Annotated in this window: 19 protein-coding genes and 1 pseudogene; 13 read left to right on the forward strand and 7 right to left on the reverse strand. The window is 65.5% G+C overall.

Annotated elements, in window-relative coordinates:
* Positions 1-196: 196 nt before the first annotated feature.
* The 7 genes from AC066Y_RS21185 (at position 197) to AC066Y_RS21215 (ending at position 5945) form a co-directional block, all read left to right on the forward strand.
* A complete protein-coding gene (locus tag AC066Y_RS21185; RefSeq protein ID WP_478275561.1) occupies positions 197-1552 on the forward strand; it encodes an aromatic ring-hydroxylating oxygenase subunit alpha in 1356 nt (451 codons plus the stop codon).
* Positions 1552-2067: an aromatic-ring-hydroxylating dioxygenase subunit beta gene (locus AC066Y_RS21190; RefSeq protein WP_478275562.1), complete on the forward strand. Its 516-nt coding sequence runs from the start codon at positions 1552-1554 to the stop codon at positions 2065-2067. Before AC066Y_RS21185 ends, AC066Y_RS21190 begins: the two co-directional genes overlap by 1 nt.
* 8 nt (positions 2068-2075) lie before the next feature.
* Positions 2076-2399: a non-heme iron oxygenase ferredoxin subunit gene (locus tag AC066Y_RS21195; protein ID WP_478275563.1), complete on the forward strand. Its 324-nt coding sequence runs from the start codon at positions 2076-2078 to the stop codon at positions 2397-2399.
* 37 nt (positions 2400-2436) lie between these two features.
* On the forward strand, positions 2437-3750 hold the full coding sequence (locus tag AC066Y_RS21200) for an MFS transporter (protein ID WP_478275564.1): 1314 nt from the start codon (positions 2437-2439) through the stop codon (positions 3748-3750).
* A gap of 77 nt (positions 3751-3827) precedes the next feature.
* The gene (locus tag AC066Y_RS21205; protein WP_478275565.1) at positions 3828-4340 is read left to right on the forward strand and encodes a MarR family winged helix-turn-helix transcriptional regulator; all 513 of its coding nucleotides are present in this window, start codon (positions 3828-3830) and stop codon (positions 4338-4340) included.
* Between the two features lie 147 nt (positions 4341-4487).
* On the forward strand, positions 4488-4769 hold the full coding sequence (locus AC066Y_RS21210; RefSeq protein ID WP_050401090.1) for a hypothetical protein: 282 nt from the start codon (positions 4488-4490) through the stop codon (positions 4767-4769).
* Between the two features lie 222 nt (positions 4770-4991).
* Positions 4992-5945, forward strand: coding sequence for a helix-turn-helix domain-containing protein (locus tag AC066Y_RS21215; protein WP_478275634.1), 954 nt, complete (start codon positions 4992-4994; stop codon positions 5943-5945).
* Positions 5946-5983: 38 nt separating this feature from the next.
* Here the strand turns inward: AC066Y_RS21215 and AC066Y_RS21220 are convergent, their stop codons facing one another.
* Positions 5984-6850 carry a DUF2066 domain-containing protein gene (locus tag AC066Y_RS21220; protein ID WP_478275566.1) on the reverse strand — a complete coding sequence of 289 codons (867 nt, stop codon included), beginning with the start codon at positions 6848-6850 and terminating at the stop codon, positions 5984-5986.
* A 212-nt stretch (positions 6851-7062) separates the two neighbouring features.
* On the opposite strand from AC066Y_RS21220, the gene AC066Y_RS21225 reads away from it, so the two are divergent.
* Positions 7063-8076, forward strand: a complete 1014-nt coding sequence (locus AC066Y_RS21225; protein ID WP_478275567.1) for a zinc-dependent alcohol dehydrogenase family protein — start codon at positions 7063-7065, stop codon at positions 8074-8076.
* 18 nt (positions 8077-8094) lie between these two features.
* Here the strand turns inward: AC066Y_RS21225 and AC066Y_RS21230 are convergent, their stop codons facing one another.
* Positions 8095-8868 carry an enoyl-CoA hydratase-related protein gene (locus AC066Y_RS21230; RefSeq protein WP_478275568.1) on the reverse strand — a complete coding sequence of 258 codons (774 nt, stop codon included), beginning with the start codon at positions 8866-8868 and terminating at the stop codon, positions 8095-8097.
* A 101-nt stretch (positions 8869-8969) separates the two neighbouring features.
* Here AC066Y_RS21230 and AC066Y_RS21235 point away from each other — a divergent pair, with 101 nt between their 5' ends.
* The 3 genes from AC066Y_RS21235 (at position 8970) to AC066Y_RS21245 (ending at position 12520) form a co-directional block, all read left to right on the forward strand.
* On the forward strand, positions 8970-10559 hold the full coding sequence (locus tag AC066Y_RS21235) for a gamma-glutamyltransferase (RefSeq protein WP_478275569.1): 1590 nt from the start codon (positions 8970-8972) through the stop codon (positions 10557-10559).
* A gap of 567 nt (positions 10560-11126) precedes the next feature.
* Positions 11127-11528 (forward strand): PaaI family thioesterase, encoded by a 402-nt coding sequence (locus tag AC066Y_RS21240; protein WP_478275570.1) that lies wholly within the window; start codon positions 11127-11129, stop codon positions 11526-11528.
* Between the two features lie 2 nt (positions 11529-11530).
* Positions 11531-12520: an alpha/beta hydrolase family protein gene (locus AC066Y_RS21245; RefSeq protein ID WP_478275571.1), complete on the forward strand. Its 990-nt coding sequence runs from the start codon at positions 11531-11533 to the stop codon at positions 12518-12520.
* 7 nt (positions 12521-12527) lie between these two features.
* Here the strand turns inward: AC066Y_RS21245 and AC066Y_RS21250 are convergent, their stop codons facing one another.
* The 4 genes from AC066Y_RS21250 to AC066Y_RS21265 form a co-directional block, all read right to left on the reverse strand.
* On the reverse strand, positions 12528-13820 hold the full coding sequence (locus AC066Y_RS21250; protein ID WP_478275572.1) for an NAD(P)/FAD-dependent oxidoreductase: 1293 nt from the start codon (positions 13818-13820) through the stop codon (positions 12528-12530).
* Positions 13821-14014: 194 nt separating this feature from the next.
* Positions 14015-14746, reverse strand: coding sequence for an amino acid ABC transporter ATP-binding protein (locus AC066Y_RS21255; protein WP_456761451.1), 732 nt, complete (start codon positions 14744-14746; stop codon positions 14015-14017).
* Positions 14743-15396: an amino acid ABC transporter permease gene (locus tag AC066Y_RS21260; RefSeq protein WP_478275573.1), complete on the reverse strand. Its 654-nt coding sequence runs from the start codon at positions 15394-15396 to the stop codon at positions 14743-14745. Before AC066Y_RS21260 ends, AC066Y_RS21255 begins: the two co-directional genes overlap by 4 nt.
* 182 nt (positions 15397-15578) lie before the next feature.
* Positions 15579-16346: an ABC transporter substrate-binding protein gene (locus tag AC066Y_RS21265; RefSeq protein WP_478275574.1), complete on the reverse strand. Its 768-nt coding sequence runs from the start codon at positions 16344-16346 to the stop codon at positions 15579-15581.
* On the opposite strand from AC066Y_RS21265, the gene AC066Y_RS21270 reads away from it, so the two are divergent.
* Together AC066Y_RS21270 and AC066Y_RS21275 are read left to right on the forward strand one after the other, a co-directional pair.
* A complete protein-coding gene (locus AC066Y_RS21270) occupies positions 16323-16508 on the forward strand; it encodes a hypothetical protein (protein ID WP_478275575.1) in 186 nt (61 codons plus the stop codon). The two genes, AC066Y_RS21265 and AC066Y_RS21270, sit on opposite strands and share 24 nt — an antisense overlap.
* A 19-nt stretch (positions 16509-16527) precedes the next feature.
* A complete protein-coding gene (locus AC066Y_RS21275; protein WP_478275576.1) occupies positions 16528-17175 on the forward strand; it encodes a cupin domain-containing protein in 648 nt (215 codons plus the stop codon).
* A 70-nt stretch (positions 17176-17245) separates the two neighbouring features.
* Here the strand turns inward: AC066Y_RS21275 and AC066Y_RS21280 are convergent.
* Positions 17246-19515: pseudogene (locus tag AC066Y_RS21280) on the reverse strand (xanthine dehydrogenase family protein molybdopterin-binding subunit).
* Position 19516 lies beyond the last annotated feature (1 nt).

The raw sequence follows: 19516 nt of genomic DNA on the forward strand, positions 1-19516 counted from the left end.
CGGCCCCCATGCGCTGCATCCCGCCGCCTGTTCCAGACGGCCGGCCGCGCCCCACCGCGTCCCGCTCCGGCTGTCCGGTCAACCAATCATCTTGACGATAGTTGTCATGACAACTATAGAGTCGCTCCAAGATTGGCGATCAAGCCACCCTGGGGTTCGCCTGGCACAGCCGGCGGTAAGTCGAAGGGAGAACGTGATGAACGCGGCCAGGCTGCGGGAGATTTCCCGGCTCATTGACGACCGCCCCAGCGAACGCATCTTCGAAGTCGATCGCCGGATATTCACCGATCCCGACGTGTTCGACGCCGAGCTACGATATATTTTCGAGGCCACGTGGAATTTCATCGGCCTGGAATCCCAGGTCGCCCGTCCCAACGACTTCGTCACCACCCATATCGGCCGGCATCCGATCCTCGTGATGCGGAGCGCCGACGGCAAGGTCGGCGCATTCCTCAACACCTGCCGGCATCGCGGAACGATCGTCTGCCCCTTCAAGCAGGGCCGGCAGAAATTCCATGTCTGCCGCTATCACGGCTGGGCCTACGACTCGAGCGGGCGCAACATTTCGGTGACGGAGGAAGCCAGCGGGCAGTATCCGCCGTCCTTCTCGAACAGGAATCACGACCTTCTCCCGGTCGCCCGGCTTGGCTCATATCGCGGCTTCCTGTTCGCGAGCCTCTCGGCCGACGTTCCGCAACTGGAGGAGTTTCTCGGCGACACCCGCGCCTTCCTCGATCTCATCATCGATCAGAGCGACAGCGGTGAAGTCGAGTTCGTGCCCGGCGCCAGCACTTACACGTTCGATGCAAACTGGAAGCTGCAGTTCGAGAACGGCCTCGACTACTATCATTTCGCAACCACCCACAGCTCCTACGTCGATATCCTGAAGAAGCGCAACGCCACCGCCGGACCGGACGCCGGATTCACGGTGGAACCGGAAGGCGAGCAGGAAGGGCAAGGCAGCTTCAGCTTCGATTATGGCCATGCCGTCAACTGGTCGATCAAGCGCACGCAACTGTACGGTCGTCCGCTCGGCATGGACCCCGCGCGGCTCGATGCCGTGCGGCAACGCGTCGGCAGCACCCGCGCCAAGTGGATGCTTCGGCAACGCAACCTCACGATTTTTCCGAACCTGCAGGTCATCGACATCCTGTCGGCGCAGGTGCGGACCTGGCGGCCGCTGGCGCCCGACAAGACCGAGATGGTGTCGCATTGTCTCGCCCCGGTCGGCGAAAGCGCCGCGGCACGCACGCTTCGTATTCGCAACTATGAGGACTTCTTCAACGCCTCCGGGCTCGCGAGCTCCGACGACAACGTGATGTATGAATTCTGCCAGACCGGCTACGACGCGACCACCGCAGCGCCCACCCAAGGCTATCTGCGCGGCGTCGCGGAGGTCGGCCGCGGCGAGAGCGCGCATGCGCGCGAGCTCGGCATAACGGCGTCCGAATGGTCGTTCGGCCCCACCAGCTTTGGCGGCGAGACGAATTTCCACCCCGGCTATCGCGAGTGGCGCAGGCTGTTGCAGCACGCTGCGGGGGAGAAAGCGTGATGGCTGGCAGCGCAATCAGGCAAACGGATGCCCACGCGGTCGCCGCCGCGACCATCTTCCGCGAGGCCCGGCTGCTCGACACTGGCGAATGGGCCGATTGGGTCGCGATGTACAGCGAGGATGCCGTTTATTGGGTGCCGGCATGGCTCGACGAATACACCACCACCGATGATCCCAATACGCAGGTCTCGCTGCTCTACCACGATGCACGGCGCGGGCTGGAAGAGCGGATTGCGCGCATCGAGTCGCGCAAGTCGATCACCGCATTGCCGCTGCCGCGCACCGTGCACCAGGTCTCGAACCTGGAAGCGTTCGAAACCGGACCTGACGAGATCACCTGCCAGTCGGTGTTCTCGGTCCATGTCTACGATCCGCGCGTCGCCAAGGAGCATCTGCGCCACGGGCGCTATCATCACACGCTGAGGCGCGACGGCGAGACCTGGAAGATCGCGCGCAAGGTCATCACGCTGGTCAATGACCGCGTCCCGACCGTGCTCGATTTCTACAGCATTTGAGAGAGCACATGGCGGATCAGGGAACCTGGCACGAAGCTGCCGCGCTCGGCGCGCTGAGCGAAGGCGAGCCCTACGGCATCGAAATCGGCGGCCACCACATCGCGCTCTATCGCGTCGGCAATGAGTACTACGCCACCAGCAACATCTGCACCCACGCGGAGGCGCTGCTGTCCGACGGCATCCTGGACGGCTGCGAGATCGAATGCCCGCTGCATATGGGCCGCTTCGACATCCGAACCGGCGAGGCGCTGACCAGCCCGGTCGAGATCGACATCCGGACCTATCCCGTCCGCGTGATTGGCGACAGGCTGGAAGTCTGCCTGCCAGCGTAGGACGACCATCAAAAATGAAGAATCGGGGGGAGCTGGGATGACCGAAGTCGCGATGGACAAGGCGGCGAGTGCGACCGCCGACCCGGAGATCGAACGCAGCACCATCCGCAAGGTCGCGCTGCGCCTGATGTGGTTCGTGATGGCGATGTACTTCCTCGCCATTCTCGACCGCGGCAACATCTCCTTTGCCGCGCTGCAGATGAACAAGGAGCTCGGGCTCAACGCCGAAATGTTCGGCATCGCCGTCGGCATCATGTACTTCACCTATTCCATCTTCGAGATCCCGAGCAATCTGATCCTCAGCAAGTATGGCGCACGGATCACGCTGACGCGGATCGCGATCCTGTGGGGCATCGCCACGGTATTGATGGCGTTCACGCAGGGCCCGCTGAGCCTCTATGCATTCCGCGGCTTTCTGGGCTTTGCCGAGTCCGGCCTGTTTCCCGGCGTGATGCTGCTGCTGAGTCTCTGGTTTCCGTTCAGCTACCGCGCCCGCTACAACGCGATGTTCAATTACGCCGTGCCGATCTCCTATGTCTTCGCCTCGTTGATCTCCGGCGCCATCCTCGAGCTGAACGGAACGCTCGGCATTTCGGGCTGGAAGTGGCTGTTCATCCTCGAAGGCGTGCCGCCCATCATCCTGGGGATCGTCGGCATCTTCTATCTGACCGACCGCCCGCAGCAGGCACCCTGGCTGTCGACGGCGCAGCGCAACTGGCTGACCGGCGCGCTGGAGCGCGACGCCAGGGCAACCGGCGTGGTGCATGCCGAAGGCGTGCTCAGGACCATCACCAAGCCGATGGTGCTGCTGTTCGGCCTGTGCAATTTCGGCCTGTTTTGCGGGCTGGCGTCGCTGTTCCCCTGGCTGCCGCAAATCATCAAGTCGTTCGGCCTGCCGAATTCGCAGGTCGGCTTCGTCACCGCAATCCCGCCGATCGCCGGCCTGATCGGCATGATTGCACTGTCGCGGCACTCCGATCATATCGGTGAGCGCTTCTACTATGCCGCGACGACCTTCGTGATCGCCGCAGCCGGCTTCGCGATCGCGGCCTTTTCCACATCGCCGGCGTGGATCATCATCGGATTCATGGTTGCCAATGTCGGCGTCTATGGTACGCAGGCCGTGTTCTGGACTATTCCGCAGTCCTACATGTCGCGGCAGAGCGCGCCGGGAGCGATCGGCCTCGTCGGCATGATCGGCAGCATCGGAGGCGCGACGATCCCGATCGTGATCGGACGCGCCAAGGACGCTTCGGGCAGCTTCACCACCGGTTTCCTCGTGGTCACAGGCGTTCTCCTCGTCGCGGCGGTCCTGGTCTTGATCGCGCGCTCTCACCTCGTGAAAGAATGAAGAATCGGACTGCCACAAGTCGCACCAAGGTCGCTGACGCGCGCCGCGCCCCGCAGGAGGACGCGCGCTCGGAGCTGGTGATCGATTTCGAACGCTATGTGCCGACGGTGCTGTCGAGCCTCGTCGCGAAGTTGCGCGCGAACGCCAATGCCTTCTTCCCGCAAGCCTACGGCGTGTCGCTCGCGGAATGGCGGGTGCTGTCCTTTCTCAGGGAGCATGAGCCCGCCAGCGCCTACGACATCTGGACCAACGCGCAGCTGGACAAGGCCGTGGTCAGCCGCGAGACGACATCGCTGAAAAAGAAGGGGCTGATCGAGCTGACCCCGGTCAGGGGCAGCGCCCGGAACCGGAGCGAGATCCGCCTCACGTCCCAGGGCGTGGCGCTGCTTGACCGCAGCCTGGACGAAATCCTGCGCCGGCACAGCAACCTTACGGCCGGCCTCGATGCCAGGACGCTGGACACCTTCTTCCGTGTCGCTGCTCACATCGAGCACCGCATTCCTCACATGGCCGATCGGTCCGAACATGCCGCGCCGGCCCATGCACCGGTCAAGCGCATTGCGAAGCGGCGATCGCCAACCGGCGCCTGAAGGCGGCAGGCCGGGAAGGCGGCGATCGCGCGGATCGAAATTCGAGTCACGGTGCGGTGAGTGCACGAAGGAACCGGGCGTAATTTAGGTTTCAGTAAGCAAGTTGTAGCTAAAGTCGATCAGTGAGTTGCGTATAGGAGACTTCCAGTGATCGACTTTGACGAACTTCGTAGTATCGCCGCGGATGTTCGTATCTTTATCGATGCTTCGGAAGACAAGGGTGGCGCGTTGAAGGCCATCGTCGATGCCTACGATGTCGTCCTCGGCATCTTCCCCGCCGGCCCCGGAATGGACCTTCACGTGGTCAAGGGCACCGAGGTCCTTAATCACATCGCGCAGACCCAGGCCTCGTCGGGCTTCACGCACACCGCCATCGCCTTCCAGACCCGCGAGCAGGCTGTTGCGCTTGAGCATCTGATGGCGGCCTAGCCACCGGTGTCGAGCGGCTAACAGCTGCGCATTTTGCTTTGAGATCAAACGATTGCCCGCCATGCGGCGGGGGCGCTATGCAGTTTGTGCCAGTTCGTCCCCAAGGCGCGGTCCTGACAAAACGGCGTCCCGACCCATCGATCCCGTGCCGTCGTCCGCGTTGCCTTCCCGAGCAAAACCGGCAAGAATCCCGTCCACGATTCCGCCGTGGGACGCGTGGATATGGGCCAGCACCTGACGGTCAGCACCGGCGAGCTTGACGGCTTCGAGGGACTCCACGACGCCGTCAAAGGCTCGCATGTCGAAGTCATGCAGCTTGAGCGCGGCAAGCTGCGCGGGACATTGTCCCATGTCGGGATCGGCGATTTTTCGCTCAGCATCGGCGCATTCAATGTCGGGGTCCGCACCCAGCGTACCTCGGCCGATGACAAGCTGATCATCGGAATGCTGCTGAACGCCACGGATCGCGTCACGCATTGGGCATTCGACATGCAGCCGGCCGACGTGCTGGTGATCCCTCCGTCGGTCGAGCATGACGGCGTCTTTCACAAGGCCTCGTCCTATGCCGCCATTCGCTTCGACATGGCCGATCTGCCCGACATCTTCGGCGATGAGCCGCGGCTCGCCGATGCCGAAACATGGCAAGCAAAGAACCACTTTCGCGCCGACCCCGCGCTCGGCATGGCCGGGGCGGCCAGGCTGCCGCAGATCGTCTCGCATCTCGCCCGGTATCCGGACGCGTTGTCGGACGCCTCGTCCGAGTTCTGGAAGCGCGCGATCATCGATTGCGTCAGGCCGACGGCCATCGCATCGCTGCCGCCAGACGGAACCAGCTATTTGCCGTCGGCGATGAAGCTGGTCCGCCACGTCGAGGACTATCTGCACGCCGCGGGCGCCCGCCCGGTCCATGTCTCGGAAATCTGCACCGAGCTGCGGCTGTCGCGACGCAGCCTGCACCGCGCCTTCCACGAGGTGTTCGGCGTCGGCCCGGTGACGTTCCTGCGCTACAAGCGGCTCTGCATGATCCGTTCGATCCTGCGCGAAAGCACGCCGGAGCAGACCACCGTTTCCAAGGTTGCGATCGAACAGGGCTTCATCGAGCTCGGGCGCTTCTCGCAATACTACCGCGCGATGTTCGGGGAGTACCCGTCGCAGACGCTCGGCTATGCCGGTTAGAACGATCCAGCGGCGCTCACGCACATTCAAGCGCAAGATCACTTCGATCGTCCCGGATCGCCATTGCCGGACAGCACCTGCGCGGCGCCGCCGATGCCGCGCCGGAAGGCCTCATCGAAGGTGACGCCGCGAAACTGCCATTTGTAGTCCTTGCTGCGCCACGCCATCCGCCATTGCGTGGCCCAGCCGAGATCCTTGTCATCCCAGACCAGCTGTCCGACCAGAATGGCCTCGCCGCCCCGCGGCGCCACGATCGCACTCAGCTGCGCGGGCGGTGTCTTCAGGAGCCCGGCGGCCGCGACGTTCGCGCTCGTCAGAGCGGCCGTCTCGGGCAGCACGACGCGCATGCCCCGCTTGCCGGCCGCAGCCGCGAGTGCATCGCGCTGCAAATCGGACTGCGTCCCGTCGGAGGTGACGACAAAGTCCTTCGGGCCGTGCAGCATCTCGACGAAGACGCCGAGCGTCGGCCGCTGCGATTGCCACGGCTTGAGGCCGAGCTTGGCGAGAATGCCGTCGATCTTGTTCTGGTCGAAAGCCACCGTCAGGTCGTAAGGCCGATCGCGGGTGCCCTGCTCGTCATGATGCGGCTTGCCGGCATACTGGTCGTGATAGTCGAAACTGCTGACGAATTCTCTGGCCCTCGATTTGTATGCGGCGAGCCTGCGGTCGCTTGCCAGCATAGGCTGGCCGGACACCTTGATCAGGACGTCCTCCAGACATGCACCGAAGCCGATGATGCGGTTCGGCTCGCCCTGGCCGGTGACGACGGTCTGCGCGCGGTAGAGATTGTCATCCGCCGCCATCGCACCACTGCACCAGATCAATGCAGCGGCAAGCAGCGCTCCGACCACACCACGTGCGAACGCGGCGATCGGATTGCGTTTCGTCTCAAGCAAGGCAGCCATGGTCACCTCCGCTCGGTCACGTCATCGACGGCACATTGGTGGTATTTTTCGGCAGTGCCAACATGTTCGGACATGGGCGCCATTCCATCGGCCGCACGGCACGCTATGGCCACGGGCGGCAGGCCTGACATATGCTTGGTGGATGCGCGGCGGCGCCCGGAGCGCTGCCCAAGACAAGAAGATCGACGAGAACAGCCAGCAGGAGACGTCCCGTGAAATGCTATGAGTTGCAAGGCCCCGGCGGCGTCGACGCGCTTGCGCTGGTCGACAAGCCGGTTCCACAGGCCGGCCCCGGCGAGGTCATGGTACGGCTGAAGGCGGCGACGCTGAACTATCGCGACCTGCTCACGGTCAAGGGCGGCTATGGCTCGCGCCAGAAATTTCCGCTGGTGCCGGTCTCCGATGGCGCCGGTGTCGTCGAGGCGGTCGGCGCCGGCGTCAGGAATTTCACACCCGGCGATCGCGTGATCGGCAGCTTCTTCGAAAGCTGGCTCGGCGGCGAGCCGAGCGAGGCGCGGATGCGCGCGGCGCTTGGCGGCAGCGTCGACGGCGTGCTGACCGAATACCGCGTGTTCCCGGCGCACGCGCTGGTGCGCACGCCGGACCATCTCAGCGACATCGAAGCCGCAGCGCTGCCCTGCGCCGGCCTCACGGCGTGGAGCGCGGTGGTCAAGCTCGGCGACATCAAGCCGGGACAAACCGTGCTGACCCAGGGCACCGGCGGCGTCTCGCTGTTCGCGCTGCAATTCGCCAAGATGTGCGGCGCCCGCGTCATTGCAACCTCTTCCAGCGACGCCAAGATCGTGCGGCTGAAGCAGCTCGGCGCCGATGTGACGCTCAACTACAAGACCACGCCCGACTGGGGCAAGAAGGCGCGCGAGCTGGCCGGGCGCGGCGTCGATCTCGTCGTCGAGGTCGGCGGCGTCGGCACGCTGAACGAGTCGATCCGCGCGACGAAAATCGGCGGCACGATCGCCTTCATCGGCGTGCTCGCCGGTCCCGCCTCGTCCGACACCAGGCTGCCGCTGATGGTGATGCAGCAGCAGCGGCTGCAGGGCGTCACCGTGGGCTCGATCGAGGATCTGCAGGCGCTGTGCGACGGCATCAGCATGCACGGCGTCAAGCCGGTGATCGACAAGGTGTTCGCGTTCGACCAGGTCAAGGAGGCGTTCGCCCACATGGCGAGCGGCGCGCATTTCGGCAAGATCGCGATTGCGATCGGCTAGCTTGCACGGAACCAAGGCCTAGCGCCCCGTGAACTGGGCCTTGCGCTTCTCGACGAAGGCCTGCCGGCCTTCCTTCGCGTCGGCGCTTTCGCGGATCACCTGTTGCAGCTCGATCTCGCGCCGGAACTGATCGGCGTAGCTCGCGTGTTCGCTCGCCTCGAGCAATTGCCGTGTCGCGACCAGCGCGCGGGTCGGGCCGTCGGCCAATCGGCTGGCGAGTGCCTTGGCCGCGTCGAGCAGCTTTGCGTCGTCGACCACGTCGCGCACCAATCCCCACTCCTTGGCCCGCTCGGCCGGCAGCGGCTCGTTCAACAGCATCAGGTCGAGCGCGCGCTGGCGGCCGACCAGCCGCGGCAGCAGCCAGGTCGAGCCGAGATCGGGCACCAGGCCGATCCGGCTGAACACCTGGATGAAGCTCGCCGAGCGCGCCGCCAGGATGATGTCGCCCGACATCGCGAGGCTGAAGCCCCCGCCGGCGGCAACGCCGTTGACCGCGACCACGACCGGCATGCGGCATTCACGCAAGGCCTGCATCGCCGGCCAGTAATGCCTCATGACGCCGGTGTAGATGTTGTCGCCGAGCGAGTTGAACGCCTTGAGGTTCTGCCCCGAGCAGAAGCCGCGTCCCTCCCCGGTCAGCACCAGCGCGCGGATGCCGGGATCGAGGCTCATCTCGCCGACGGCCTGTGCGAGATCGCCGAGCAGTTCCGGCGTCATGGCGTTCAGGCTGGCGGGATCGTTCAGCGTCAGAATGCCGACCTTGCCGTCCCGTTCGCGCTTCACGCTGCTCATTTTCCGCTCCCCGAAATTGGTTCTTGTTGCACTGACAGTGCCAAGCTTGGCATGCTACGCCAACGCGACCCGCCCGCAACAAGAACAGCGAAAGCAACGCCATGTCCGACCAGTTCTCCAACTCGCAAGTGATCCGCAAGCCGGCCGTCAGCGCCAAGGGCGGCATCGTCGCCGCGCAATCGCGCAAGGCGGCCGAAGTCGGCGCGGAGGTATTGGCAGCGGGCGGCGATTGCGTCGACGCCGTGATTGCAACCACCTTTGCCCTCGGCGTGCTGGAGCCGTGGATGAGCGGCGCCGGCGGTGGCGGCGCGATGGTGCTGTACCGCGCCAAGGAGAACCGCGTCGAGGTGATCGACTACGGCATGCGCGCGCCCGACGGCCTGCGCCTGGAGGACTATCCGCTGACCGGCGGCGCGGCCTCCGACCTGTTCCCCTGGGCGCGGGTCAAGGACGACCGCAATCTGCACGGCCCGGGCTCGATCGCGGTACCCGGCGTCGTCGCCGGCATGGAGGAGGCGCATCGCCGCCACGCCAGAATGCCGTGGAAGGACCTGCTGGCGCCGAGCGTCAAGCTTGCCGGCGAAGGCCTGCTGGTGGATTGGTGGACCACCGACATGATCGCAAGCTCGGCCGCGGATCTGAGGCGCTATCCGGCCAGCGCCGCAGCGTATCTGCTGGATGGCCTGCCGCCGAATGCGCAATGGAGCATCAAGTCGGTGGTCCGCATGCCGCAGGACAGGCTGCAGGCGACGATGGCGCAGCTTGCCGCGGCCGGCCCGCGCGATTTCTACGAGGGCGATCTGGCGCGCAGCATCGCCGACGATATCCAGGCCGCCGGCGGCGCGCTGTCGGTGCCCGATCTCGCCGCCTTCCGCGCCCATCTGCGCGAGCCGCTCAGGATTCCCTATCGCGGCGGCACGGTCTACGCGACGCCGGAGCTGACCGCGGGTCCGACCATGGCGCGTACGCTCGGCCTGCTGCAGAAGGCGTTCGAACCTGCACATGGCGGCCCGGATGCGGCCGCCTATACCGCTTATGCCGAGGCGCTGCAGGCCGCCTATCGCGAGCGGCTGAAGGACATGGGCGACGTCGACGGCCGCCGCGCGCTCGGCGCCGAGGCGATCGCGCCATCCTGCACCACGCATTTCTCCGCAGTCGACCGCGACGGCAACATGGCCGCGGTGACACAGACGCTGCTGTCGACCTTCGGCTCCAAATTCGTGACGCCGAACACCGGCCTCACCATGAACAACGGCATCATGTGGTTCGATCCGACCCAAGGCGCGCCGAACTCGCTCGCGCCCGGCAAGCGCTGCCTGACCAATTACACGCCCGTGGTGGCGGAGGCGGCCGATGGCCGCAGACTCGCCGCCGGCGCATCCGGCGGCCGCCGCATCCTGCCCGCGGTGTCGCAGTTGCTCTCCTTCGTGATGGATTTCGGCATGGATCTCGACGCCGCGATCCATCAGCCGCGCATCGACGCCAGCGAAGGCAATGTGGTGATCGGCGATGTCCGCCTGCCGCAAGCTGTGCGTGAGGTGCTGCGCGGCAGCTTCGACTATGAGGAGGCGCGCATCCAGACCCAGCCAAAGAAGTTCGCCTGCCCCAGCATCGTGCTGCGCGATGGCACCACAAACAGCGGTGCCACCGAGCCGTTTCATCCGTGGAGCGATGCAATCGCGGAGGGGTGAATCGATCGCGGCGCGCTCCATCGAAGTCGTCGTCCCTGTGAAAGTTACCAAACCCGTCATCCTGAGAGCGCAGCACGCGCGTCTCGAAGGATCGACGGCCACCCGCCGGGCCGCGCATCCTTCGAGGCTCGCTCCCCTCGCACCTGAGGATGACGGTGATAGAGACGGGCGCGGGATCTCCCAATCGTCGTCCTGGCGAAAGCCAGGATCCATAACCACCGCGTTCGGTGATGAACGGGATAGCGGCCCCAGCGTCGCGCAACGATTGAGATTTGGGGTAATGGGTCCTGGCTTTCGCCAGGACGACATCGATTTTGTTGCGCGATCTGCGAGTCCGCATTCTCACGACGTGATTGCCCGAGCTTGCGCCGTCGGGCAACTCAGTGATTGGCACCTTCGTGATGGCATCTCGCGTGCCGGCAAGCTGGAAACCCACGAGGCCACCGGGCATGGTCCGAGGTATCCGGAACGTGAACCGTGTTTCGGCAGCAGAGGACGATGGCGCGCCGGGGGGGACATTGCAGGACGCGAACGGGCTGATACATTTCGGCCCGACAACGAACAGCGGTGACCGACTTGAGCGATGCGAGCGCAGACGTGCCGCCCGGCGCCCAGCTCCTTGGACGCGAGTGGCTAGGGTTCGACGGCGAAATCGCTTCGATCCGCTTCGTGGCGCAGCCGCAATTCACCAATCGGCACGGAACGATCCAGGGCGGCTTCCTTGCGGCGATGTTGGATTCGGCCACGAGTCTCGGCGCCCTCGCTGCGCTCCCGTCCACCAGGACCGTGGTGACCAGAACCCTCACCACGCGGTTTCTCAAGCCGGCGCGCGTCGGCCCGATCATGGCCAAGGCGAAGGTCGTCTCGCAGACCGACCGCGACATGATCGTCGAGGCCGATCTGATCGACGCCGACAATTTGACCGTTGCCAGCGCCACGGCCGAATTGCGGATTTTGGACAAGCGATAGCCATGCGTCGTGCTTCCTTCGTGCTGTCAGCGCTGTTGCTGCTCGCGGTCTCGGCGGCGCAGGCGGCCGGGCTGCGGCACTTCGACGTTCCCGCCGGTCTCGACGGGCCCGCGATCAGAGGGGTGGCCTGGCACCCTTGCGCCGAGCCCCCGCACGAGATCGACGCCCGCGGCGGCAGAACGTTCTTCGGCGTCAACGACTGCCCGATCGTGGGAGACAAGCTGCCGCTGATCGTGATCTCGCATGGAAGGCGCGGCTGGCTCGGCGGCCACCATGACACCGCCGCAGCGCTTGCGGATGCCGGCTTCATCGTCGTGACGATCAATCATCCGACCGATACCGAGCGCGACACCAGCGGCACCGATAGCCTTGCCGTCACGGTCGAGCGGCCCGCCGACATCAAGCGCACGATCGACTATGCCCTCAGAGGCTGGCCCGATGCAGCTCGCATCGACGGCGGACGCATCGGTCTCTTTGGTTTCTCCTGGGGCGGCTATACGGGCCTCGCGGCGATTGGCGGTGAGCCCGATCTCCGCAAGGGCCTGCCGAGCTGCCAGACATCGAGCTTGCGCGCCTGCAAGGAGCTCGAAGGCGGAGAAAAGCCGAGCGGGCCGGTCGTCCACGATCCGCGGATCAAGGCTGCGATCATCGTCGATCCCTATCCTGTGCTGTTCTTTGCCGCCGGGAATCTGAAAGCCGTGACGATCCCGCTTCAGTTGTGGAGCTCGGACCCCGCGCAGAACGGCGACGGTCTCTCCGGGTGCTGTGCGGCCGCGATCAACGACAGGCTTCCGTCCAAACCGGACTTTCACCTGGTGAAGGATGCCAAGCACTTCTCTTTCCTCGCGACGTGCACGCCGGAGGAGACGGCGAAGATGGCTGGCATCTGTACCGACGCGCCGGGCTTCGACCGCGTCGCCTTTCATCAGCGCTTCCACGCCGCGGCCATCGCGTTCTTCAGGACGCAGCTTGGCGAAGCCGCGACGCGATAGCGCGTAGCTACACCCCAAGCTTGTCCCTTACCCGCCCGGTCAACACCGCGGCGGTGACGCCGACGCGCCAGAAGGCGTGCATCGGCATCGGCTTGATGCCGGTCACGGGCATGTCGATCTCGGCCTTGGGACCTCCGATCAGGCGGCGGGCGAGTTGCGCGCCCATCGCGGTCGAGAGCGCGACGCCGCGGCCGTTGCAGCCGAGCGAGATCAGCAAATTCTCGGCGGGCGCATGGACATGCGGATAGTGATCGGCGGTGATGGCGAGGCGGCTGTTCCAGCCGTGGGTCCAGTTGACGCCTTTGAGCTGCGGCCACAGACGCTCGGCGTAGCGCATCAGATAGGCGACGTCGGTCGGCTTGCTGATCCAGCGCATCGGGCCACGGCCGCCCATCAGCAGCCGATTGTGCTGGTCAATGCGGTAGTAAACGGTGATGTGGCCGCTCTCATAGAGCACCGGCCGCGTTGGCATGATTGAACGCGCGACCTCGTCGGACAGCGGCGCGGTGGCTGCGATCGACGAGAACACCGGCACGATGCTGCGGCGGAGCGCGGGCCAGAGATCATCGGTAAAGCCATTGGTCGCGAGCAGCACCTTGTCGGCGTGCACGATGGCGCGCGGGGTTTCGATCCGCCAGCGGTTGCCGTCACGGCGGAGTGACAGCGCCGGCGTCTCGCCATGGACGGCGACACCTGCGCCGATCGCGGCACGCGCCAGGCCGCGCGCGTAACTCAGCGGATGCAGGTCGCCGCCGCGCGCATCCAGCATGGCGCAGAGATAGCGGTCGCTGCCGGTCATCTCGCGCATCTCGGCGGCATTGAGCAGCTTCACCGGCAAGCCGCGCCGGATGCACTGCTTCGCGGTGGTCTCGATCGCAGCAGCGCTGACTTCATTGTAGGCGGCACGCAGCGTGCCATTCTGCCGCGCCTCGCAGGGAATCTGGTAGCGGCGGATCAGGTCATGCGTAAAATTCGTGGTGCCGTAGGAGAATTCGATCATGCGGCGGCCGAGGTCGGCTCCGAAATCCTGTTCGATCTGATCCGGGTCGTGCTTCAGCCCGGGATTGGTCTGGCCGCCATTGTTGCCGGAGGCGCCCCAGCCCGGCTCCTGCGCCTCCAGCACAGTCGCGAGCACGCCTTGCTCGGCGAGGTGCAGCGCGGTCGACAGGCCGGTGAACCCACCACCGATGATCGCGACCGGCACGCTCTTGTCGGACGTCAGCGGCGGCGTCGGCGTCGCTTCCACCGCGGTGTCGGCGTAGAGACTCGGCGGAAGAGGAAGGCGAGTGGATGTAGTCATGACTGAAGCTCGCGTTTCACCTCTCCCCATCGGGGAGAGGTCGCGCCAAAGGCGCGGGTGAGGGGTTCAGGTCCCACGAGAGAGCGTAACCCCTCACCCGGATTGCATCTGACGATGCAATCCGACCTCTCCCACAAGGGGAGAGGTGAACCGTTGATGCGGTAACGACTCGACCGGACGACATCATTTTCCGATCACAGCGGATGCAGCACGCGGCGCAGGAAATCCTGGGTGCGCGGATGCTGCGGTTGGTTGAGGACGGATTTGGCGGCGCCCTGCTCGACGATGACGCCGCCGTCGATGAACAGCACGCGGTCGGCGACGTCGCGGGCAAAGCCCATCTCGTGCGTGACAACGACCATGGTCATGCCGTCGTCGGCGAGCTTGCGCATCACCGAGAGCACCTCGCCGACCAGTTCGGGATCGAGCGCCGAGGTCGGCTCGTCGAACAGGATCGCCTTCGGCTGCATCGCCAGCGCACGCGCGATCGCGACGCGCTGCTGCTGGCCGCCGGAGAGCTTCGGCGGATGCACCTCGGCCTTGTCGGCAAGGCCGACCTGCGCGAGCAGCGCGCGGCCGCGCGCGATCGCCGCCTCGCGCGGCTCTTTCTTCACATAGAGCGGCCCCTCGATGACGTTCTCGAGCGCGGTGCGATGCGGAAACAGGTTGAAGCGCTGGAACACCATCGAGACCTGGGTGCGGATCGCGACGATCGAGCGGTCGCCCTGATCGACGCGCGCGCCTTCGACGCTGATCTCGCCGCGATCGTAGCTTTCGAGCCCGTTGATGCAGCGCAGGATGGTCGACTTGCCGGAGCCCGACGGGCCGATGATGCAGACCACCTCGCTCTTGGCGACCGAGGCGGTGATGCCCTTCAGCACCTCGACCTTGCCGAAGCTCTTGTGGACGTCGTTGAGCTCAATCATTTGCGGTTCGCCTTGTTCTCGAAGTGCCGAACCAGCAGGATAAGCGGGATGCTCATGGTGAGGTACATCAGCGCCACCAGGGTGAACACGCTGGTGTTCTTGAAGGTCGAGGAAGCGATCAGCTTGCCCTGCAGCGCGAGCTCGGCGACGGTGATCGTGGAAGCCTGCGAGGAATCCTTCAGCATCATGATCATGATGTTGCCGTAGGGCGGCAGGATGATCCTGACGGCCTGCGGCAGCACCACGCGGCGCATGGTGAGCCACCAGCCCATCCCGATGGTCTGCGCCGCCTCGATCTGCCCCTTGTCGATCGCCTCGATGCCGGCGCGGAAATTCTCCGCCTGATAGGCCGAATAGGCAATGCCGAGCCCGATGATCGCGGCCTGCAGCGCCGACAGCGCGATGCCGAAATCGGGCATCACGAAATAGATGTAGAACAGCAGCACGATGATCGGGATGCCACGGATCACATTGATCAGCGCGGCGCTGAGGCCCGTGAGGATGCCGATGCCGGACACCCGCATCAACGCCCACACCAGCCCGAGCACGGTCGACAGCAACAGCGAGCCGATCGTGACGACGATGGTCAGCCAGACACCCTGCAACAGGATCGGCACGAACTCGACGGCGTCATGGAAGAATTTTTGCATCGGTAGAATGTATCCAGTCCCTCGAATACGTCCCCGTCATCCTGAGGAGCGGCGCCTTCGCCGCGTCTCGAAGGATGAATCGGCCCGGCTGGTGGCCGTCGACCCTTCGAGACGCGCTACGCGCTCCTCAGGGTGACGGGTCAACTGATCTCACCTAGCCCAGACGGAGTGAAGCAACACTCTCACGACGCGCTGGCCTTCTGGCCCCATTTTTCCAGGATTTTTGCGATCGTGCCGTTGGCCTTCAATTTCGCCAGCGAGGCGTTGATCTTGGCGAGCAGCTCGGTGTCGCTCTTGCGGACGCCGATCGCGACGGTGCCGACGGTGACGGGCTTGTAGCCGTCGACCAGCCGCACGTCGGCGAAATTGCCTTGCTGCAGATTGTAGGCGAGGATCGGATAGTCGGCGAAGCCGGCCTTGAGGCGGCCGGCATTCACGTCGCGCAGGATGTCGGGAATGGTGTCGTAGACCTTGACCTCGCTGAACAGGCCGGTTTTCTTCAGCGCGTCGACGAACGCAGTGCCGACCTGGGCGCCGACCACGGTGCCCTTCAGGTCCTCCTGCGAGGCATAGGCCTTGGTGTCGGTCTTCGGCACCACGAGGCCCTCGCCATAGGTGTAGACCGGCTCGGAGAAATCGATCACCTCCTTGCGCGCGGCGGTGGCGAACATCGCGGCGGCAATGATATCGATCTTGTTTGCGGTCAGCGATGGGATCAGCGCCGAGAACTGCATCGGCTCGATCTGCACGGTAAAGCCGGCATCCTTGCCGATCTCGGTGGCGAGATCGACCATGATGCCCTGGATCGAGTTGGTCTTGGTGTCGAGGAAGGTGAAGGGGATCCCGGTCGGCGTCGAGCCGACCTTGAGCACCTGCTGCGCCGCTGACGGCGCGCTCAAGGCAAGGGCAAGCGCCGCGACCGCGGCATGGACGAGACGCTGAAACGACATCGCAACACCTCCCGAAGCTGGCCTCGGCGCCGCATCGCCCTGCTTTTCGAGCTAGATGTTGCGGGCGACGCCGTTCCGGCCTATTTTCACCAATATGAAATTGTGGTCACGAAACCGCAGCCAATGCAAGCGGTTTTCATGCAGATGAAGGAAGCGGATTGACGTGAGCGGCGGCAAGAGAATGCGCAAAGGCGCGGCAGCGAAGCCCGTGACAGCACGCCGCGTCGCCAGAAAACCGGCCAGGAAGCCGGCCGAACCCGCAATGGATCTTGCGGTCGGCCGCCGCATCCGCGACCTGCGCCGCACCAAGCAGATGTCGCTGGAGACAGTTGCCGCGCGTACCGACCTGTCGATCGGCTTCATCAGCCAGATCGAGCGCGGCCTGTCGTCGCCCTCGCTGCGGGTGCTGGCGACGCTGGCCGACGTGCTCGGCGTCGGCATCGCCGCGCTGTTCGGCGCGACGCCCAAGGACGACGGCGCCGGCGGCGTCGTGACCCGCGAGGTGCAGCGCGCCGAGCTGAAGCTGTGGCGCACCGGCATTTCAAAGCAGCTGCTGAGCCCCGCCGGCAGCGAGAGCCGGCTCAATCTGTTCCTGGTGCATCTCGAGCCCGGCGGTAACACCGGCGACGAGTTCTACACCCATGACGGCGAAGAGGCCGGCCTCGTGCTGTCAGGCGAGATGATTCTGACGGTCGACACCGAGACCTGGACGCTGAAGCAGGGCGACAGCTTCCGTTTCGCCAGCCGCCGCCCACATCGGTTTTCCAACCCGGCGCGTGATGCCAACGCCGTGGTGCTGTGGGTGAATTGCGTGACGGCGGCGGGGTAGTCCCATCATCGTCGTCCCGGCGAAAGCCGGGACGACGATGATGTTTACACCGCGATCGTATCAAGCTGCGTCAGCTTAACCCCATCACGATTTCCTCGATCTTGATCGGGAAATTCCGCACCCGGATCCCGGTGGCGTGGAAGACGGCGTTGGCGACTGCGCCGGCGCTGCCGGTGATGCCGATCTCGCCGACGCCCTTGATGCCGAGCGGGTTGACGTGCGGATCGTGCTCGTCGACGGTGATGACCTCCATCGGCGGCACGTCGGCATTCACGGGCACATGATACTCGGCGAGGTTCGCATTCAGGATGCGCCCCGAACGATGGTCCATCACCGCCTCCTCGTGCAGCGCGAACGAGAGGCCCCAGATCATGCCGCCGTAGAGCTGGCTCTGCACCATCAGCGGATTGATGATGCGTCCGGCCGCGAATGCGCCGACCAGCCGCGTGGCGCGGATCTGGCCGAGCTCCGGATCGACCTTGACCTCGGCAAACACAGCGCCATGCGCGTGCATCGCATATTGCGACTGCGCCGCCGCATCGGCGGCACCAGTGCCGCTGGCCTCGACCTCGGCAACGCCGGCACGCGCCAGGATATCGGCGTAGCTTTCGCTGCGCGCGTCATCGTCGCGGCGATGCAGCCGGCCGGCCCGCGCGCCACCACGCCGGCGTTGCCGGCGCCGAACAGCGGCGAGCGCTCATCCGAGGTCGCGAGCTCGGCGAGCCTGGCGATCACGGCCGCACCGGCATTGTGGATCGCGGCACCGACGGTTGCGGTATGCCCCGAGCCGCCGGCAATGCCCGCATCGGGCAGATCGGAGCTGCCGGAGCGGAACGTCAGCTGATCGAAATCGAGACCGAGCGCGTCGGCCGAGATCTGCGCCAGCGCGGTCCAGGCGCCCTGCCCCATATCATGCGCGCCGGTCTCCATCACGCCCTTGCCGTCGGCGCGGATCACCGCGCGCGCATTGCCCTGGAACATGATGGCCGGGAAGGTCGCGGTCCCCATGCCCCAGCCGACCAGAAAGCCGTTCTCGTCACGCATCTGCTTCGGCTGCAGCGGACGGCCCGCCCAGCCGAAGCGTTCGGCGGCTCTTGCATAGCACTGGCGCAGCGCCTTGGATGAAAACGGCTTGCCGGTGGTCGGCTCGACCTCGGCATAATTCTTCAGCCGAAACTCCAGCGGATCGATGCCGCAGGCGAACGCCGCCTCGTCGATCGCGCTTTCCAGCACGATCGATCCGGTGGCCTCGCCCGGCGCGCGCATGAACAGCGGCGTGCCGGTGTCGACGCGCACCGCCTCGTGCGCGGTGCGGATCGCAGGGCTCGCATAGAGCGTGTGCGAGGCGTCGGCGGCGGGCTCGTAGAAATCGTCGAAGCTCGACGTGGTGACACGCGCCTCATGATTGATCACGGTCAGCTGGCCGGCATCGTCGGTGCCGATCCGGATGCGCTGGCGGGTCGGCGGACGATGGCCGACCGGGCCATACATCTGGCTGCGGCGCAGCACCAGCTTGACCGGACGGCCGATCAGCCTGGCGGCCATGATGCCGAGCACCTGCGGCCCGGAGATCAGCCCCTTGGAGCCGAAGCCGCCGCCGAGGAACGGGCTGTTGATGTGGATGTTCGCCGGCGGAATGTCGAACAGCCCGGCGATGCGCATCTGTGCGAACCCCATGCCCTGGCTCGGCGTGTCGATGAACAGGCGGTCGCCGTCCCACACCGCGACGATCGCATGCGGCTCCATCGCGTTGTGATACTGCGCCGGCGTCTCGTAGGTCGAATCTGTCAGCTTCGCGGCCGCGGTCATGCCGGCATCGATATCGCCGTGGCGGACTTCGGCGGGATTGCCGATGCCGACCACCGGTGGCGCATAGGCCTCGCCGGCGTCGAGGCCGACGCGCGCGATCTCGACCTGGTAGCGCGGCGACAGCAGCGCCGCGCCTTCGGTCGCGGCTTCCAGCGTCTCGGCGATCACGACCGCGATCGCCTGGTTGGCGTAGCGCACCTCGTCGCTCTGCAACAGCTCCATGCGGAAGGCGAACGGATTACCCTTGGCGTCCGGATCTTCGGCAAGGTCGGGCTTGTGCGCCGGCGTCATCACGTCGATGACGCCGGGATGGCGCTTGGCGGCGGCGACGTCGAGCGCGGTGACGCGGCCGCGCGCGATGCAGCTGGTCGCGATCACGGCATAGACCATGCCGGGCGGGTGATTGTCGGCGGCATAGCGCGCCTTGCCGGTGACCTTCAGCACGCCGTCGGTGCGGGTCATCGGCTGGCCGATGTTCGAGCCATGCCTGATATGGGCGGGGTCGCGGGTCAGACTGAGTTCAACCGTCATG

Source organism: Bradyrhizobium sp. USDA3010, assembly GCF_056429065.1.

Coding starts and splice junctions, on each gene's coding strand:
- AC066Y_RS21185 (WP_478275561.1), top strand. CDS start 197: ATGAACGCGGCCAGGCTGCGGGAGATTTCCCGGCTCATTGACGACCGC.
- AC066Y_RS21190 (WP_478275562.1), top strand. CDS start 1,552: ATGGCTGGCAGCGCAATCAGGCAAACGGATGCCCACGCGGTCGCCGCC.
- AC066Y_RS21195 (WP_478275563.1), top strand. CDS start 2,076: ATGGCGGATCAGGGAACCTGGCACGAAGCTGCCGCGCTCGGCGCGCTG.
- AC066Y_RS21200 (WP_478275564.1), top strand. CDS start 2,437: ATGACCGAAGTCGCGATGGACAAGGCGGCGAGTGCGACCGCCGACCCG.
- AC066Y_RS21215 (WP_478275634.1), top strand. CDS start 4,992: ATGGGCCAGCACCTGACGGTCAGCACCGGCGAGCTTGACGGCTTCGAG.
- AC066Y_RS21220 (WP_478275566.1), bottom strand. CDS start 6,850: ATGGCTGCCTTGCTTGAGACGAAACGCAATCCGATCGCCGCGTTCGCA.
- AC066Y_RS21230 (WP_478275568.1), bottom strand. CDS start 8,868: ATGAGCAGCGTGAAGCGCGAACGGGACGGCAAGGTCGGCATTCTGACG.
- AC066Y_RS21235 (WP_478275569.1), top strand. CDS start 8,970: ATGTCCGACCAGTTCTCCAACTCGCAAGTGATCCGCAAGCCGGCCGTC.
- AC066Y_RS21245 (WP_478275571.1), top strand. CDS start 11,531: ATGCGTCGTGCTTCCTTCGTGCTGTCAGCGCTGTTGCTGCTCGCGGTC.
- AC066Y_RS21250 (WP_478275572.1), bottom strand. CDS start 13,820: ATGACTACATCCACTCGCCTTCCTCTTCCGCCGAGTCTCTACGCCGAC.
- AC066Y_RS21255 (WP_456761451.1), bottom strand. CDS start 14,746: ATGATTGAGCTCAACGACGTCCACAAGAGCTTCGGCAAGGTCGAGGTG.
- AC066Y_RS21260 (WP_478275573.1), bottom strand. CDS start 15,396: ATGCAAAAATTCTTCCATGACGCCGTCGAGTTCGTGCCGATCCTGTTG.
- AC066Y_RS21270 (WP_478275575.1), top strand. CDS start 16,323: ATGGACGAGACGCTGAAACGACATCGCAACACCTCCCGAAGCTGGCCT.
- AC066Y_RS21265 (WP_478275574.1), bottom strand. CDS start 16,346: ATGTCGTTTCAGCGTCTCGTCCATGCCGCGGTCGCGGCGCTTGCCCTT.
- AC066Y_RS21275 (WP_478275576.1), top strand. CDS start 16,528: ATGCGCAAAGGCGCGGCAGCGAAGCCCGTGACAGCACGCCGCGTCGCC.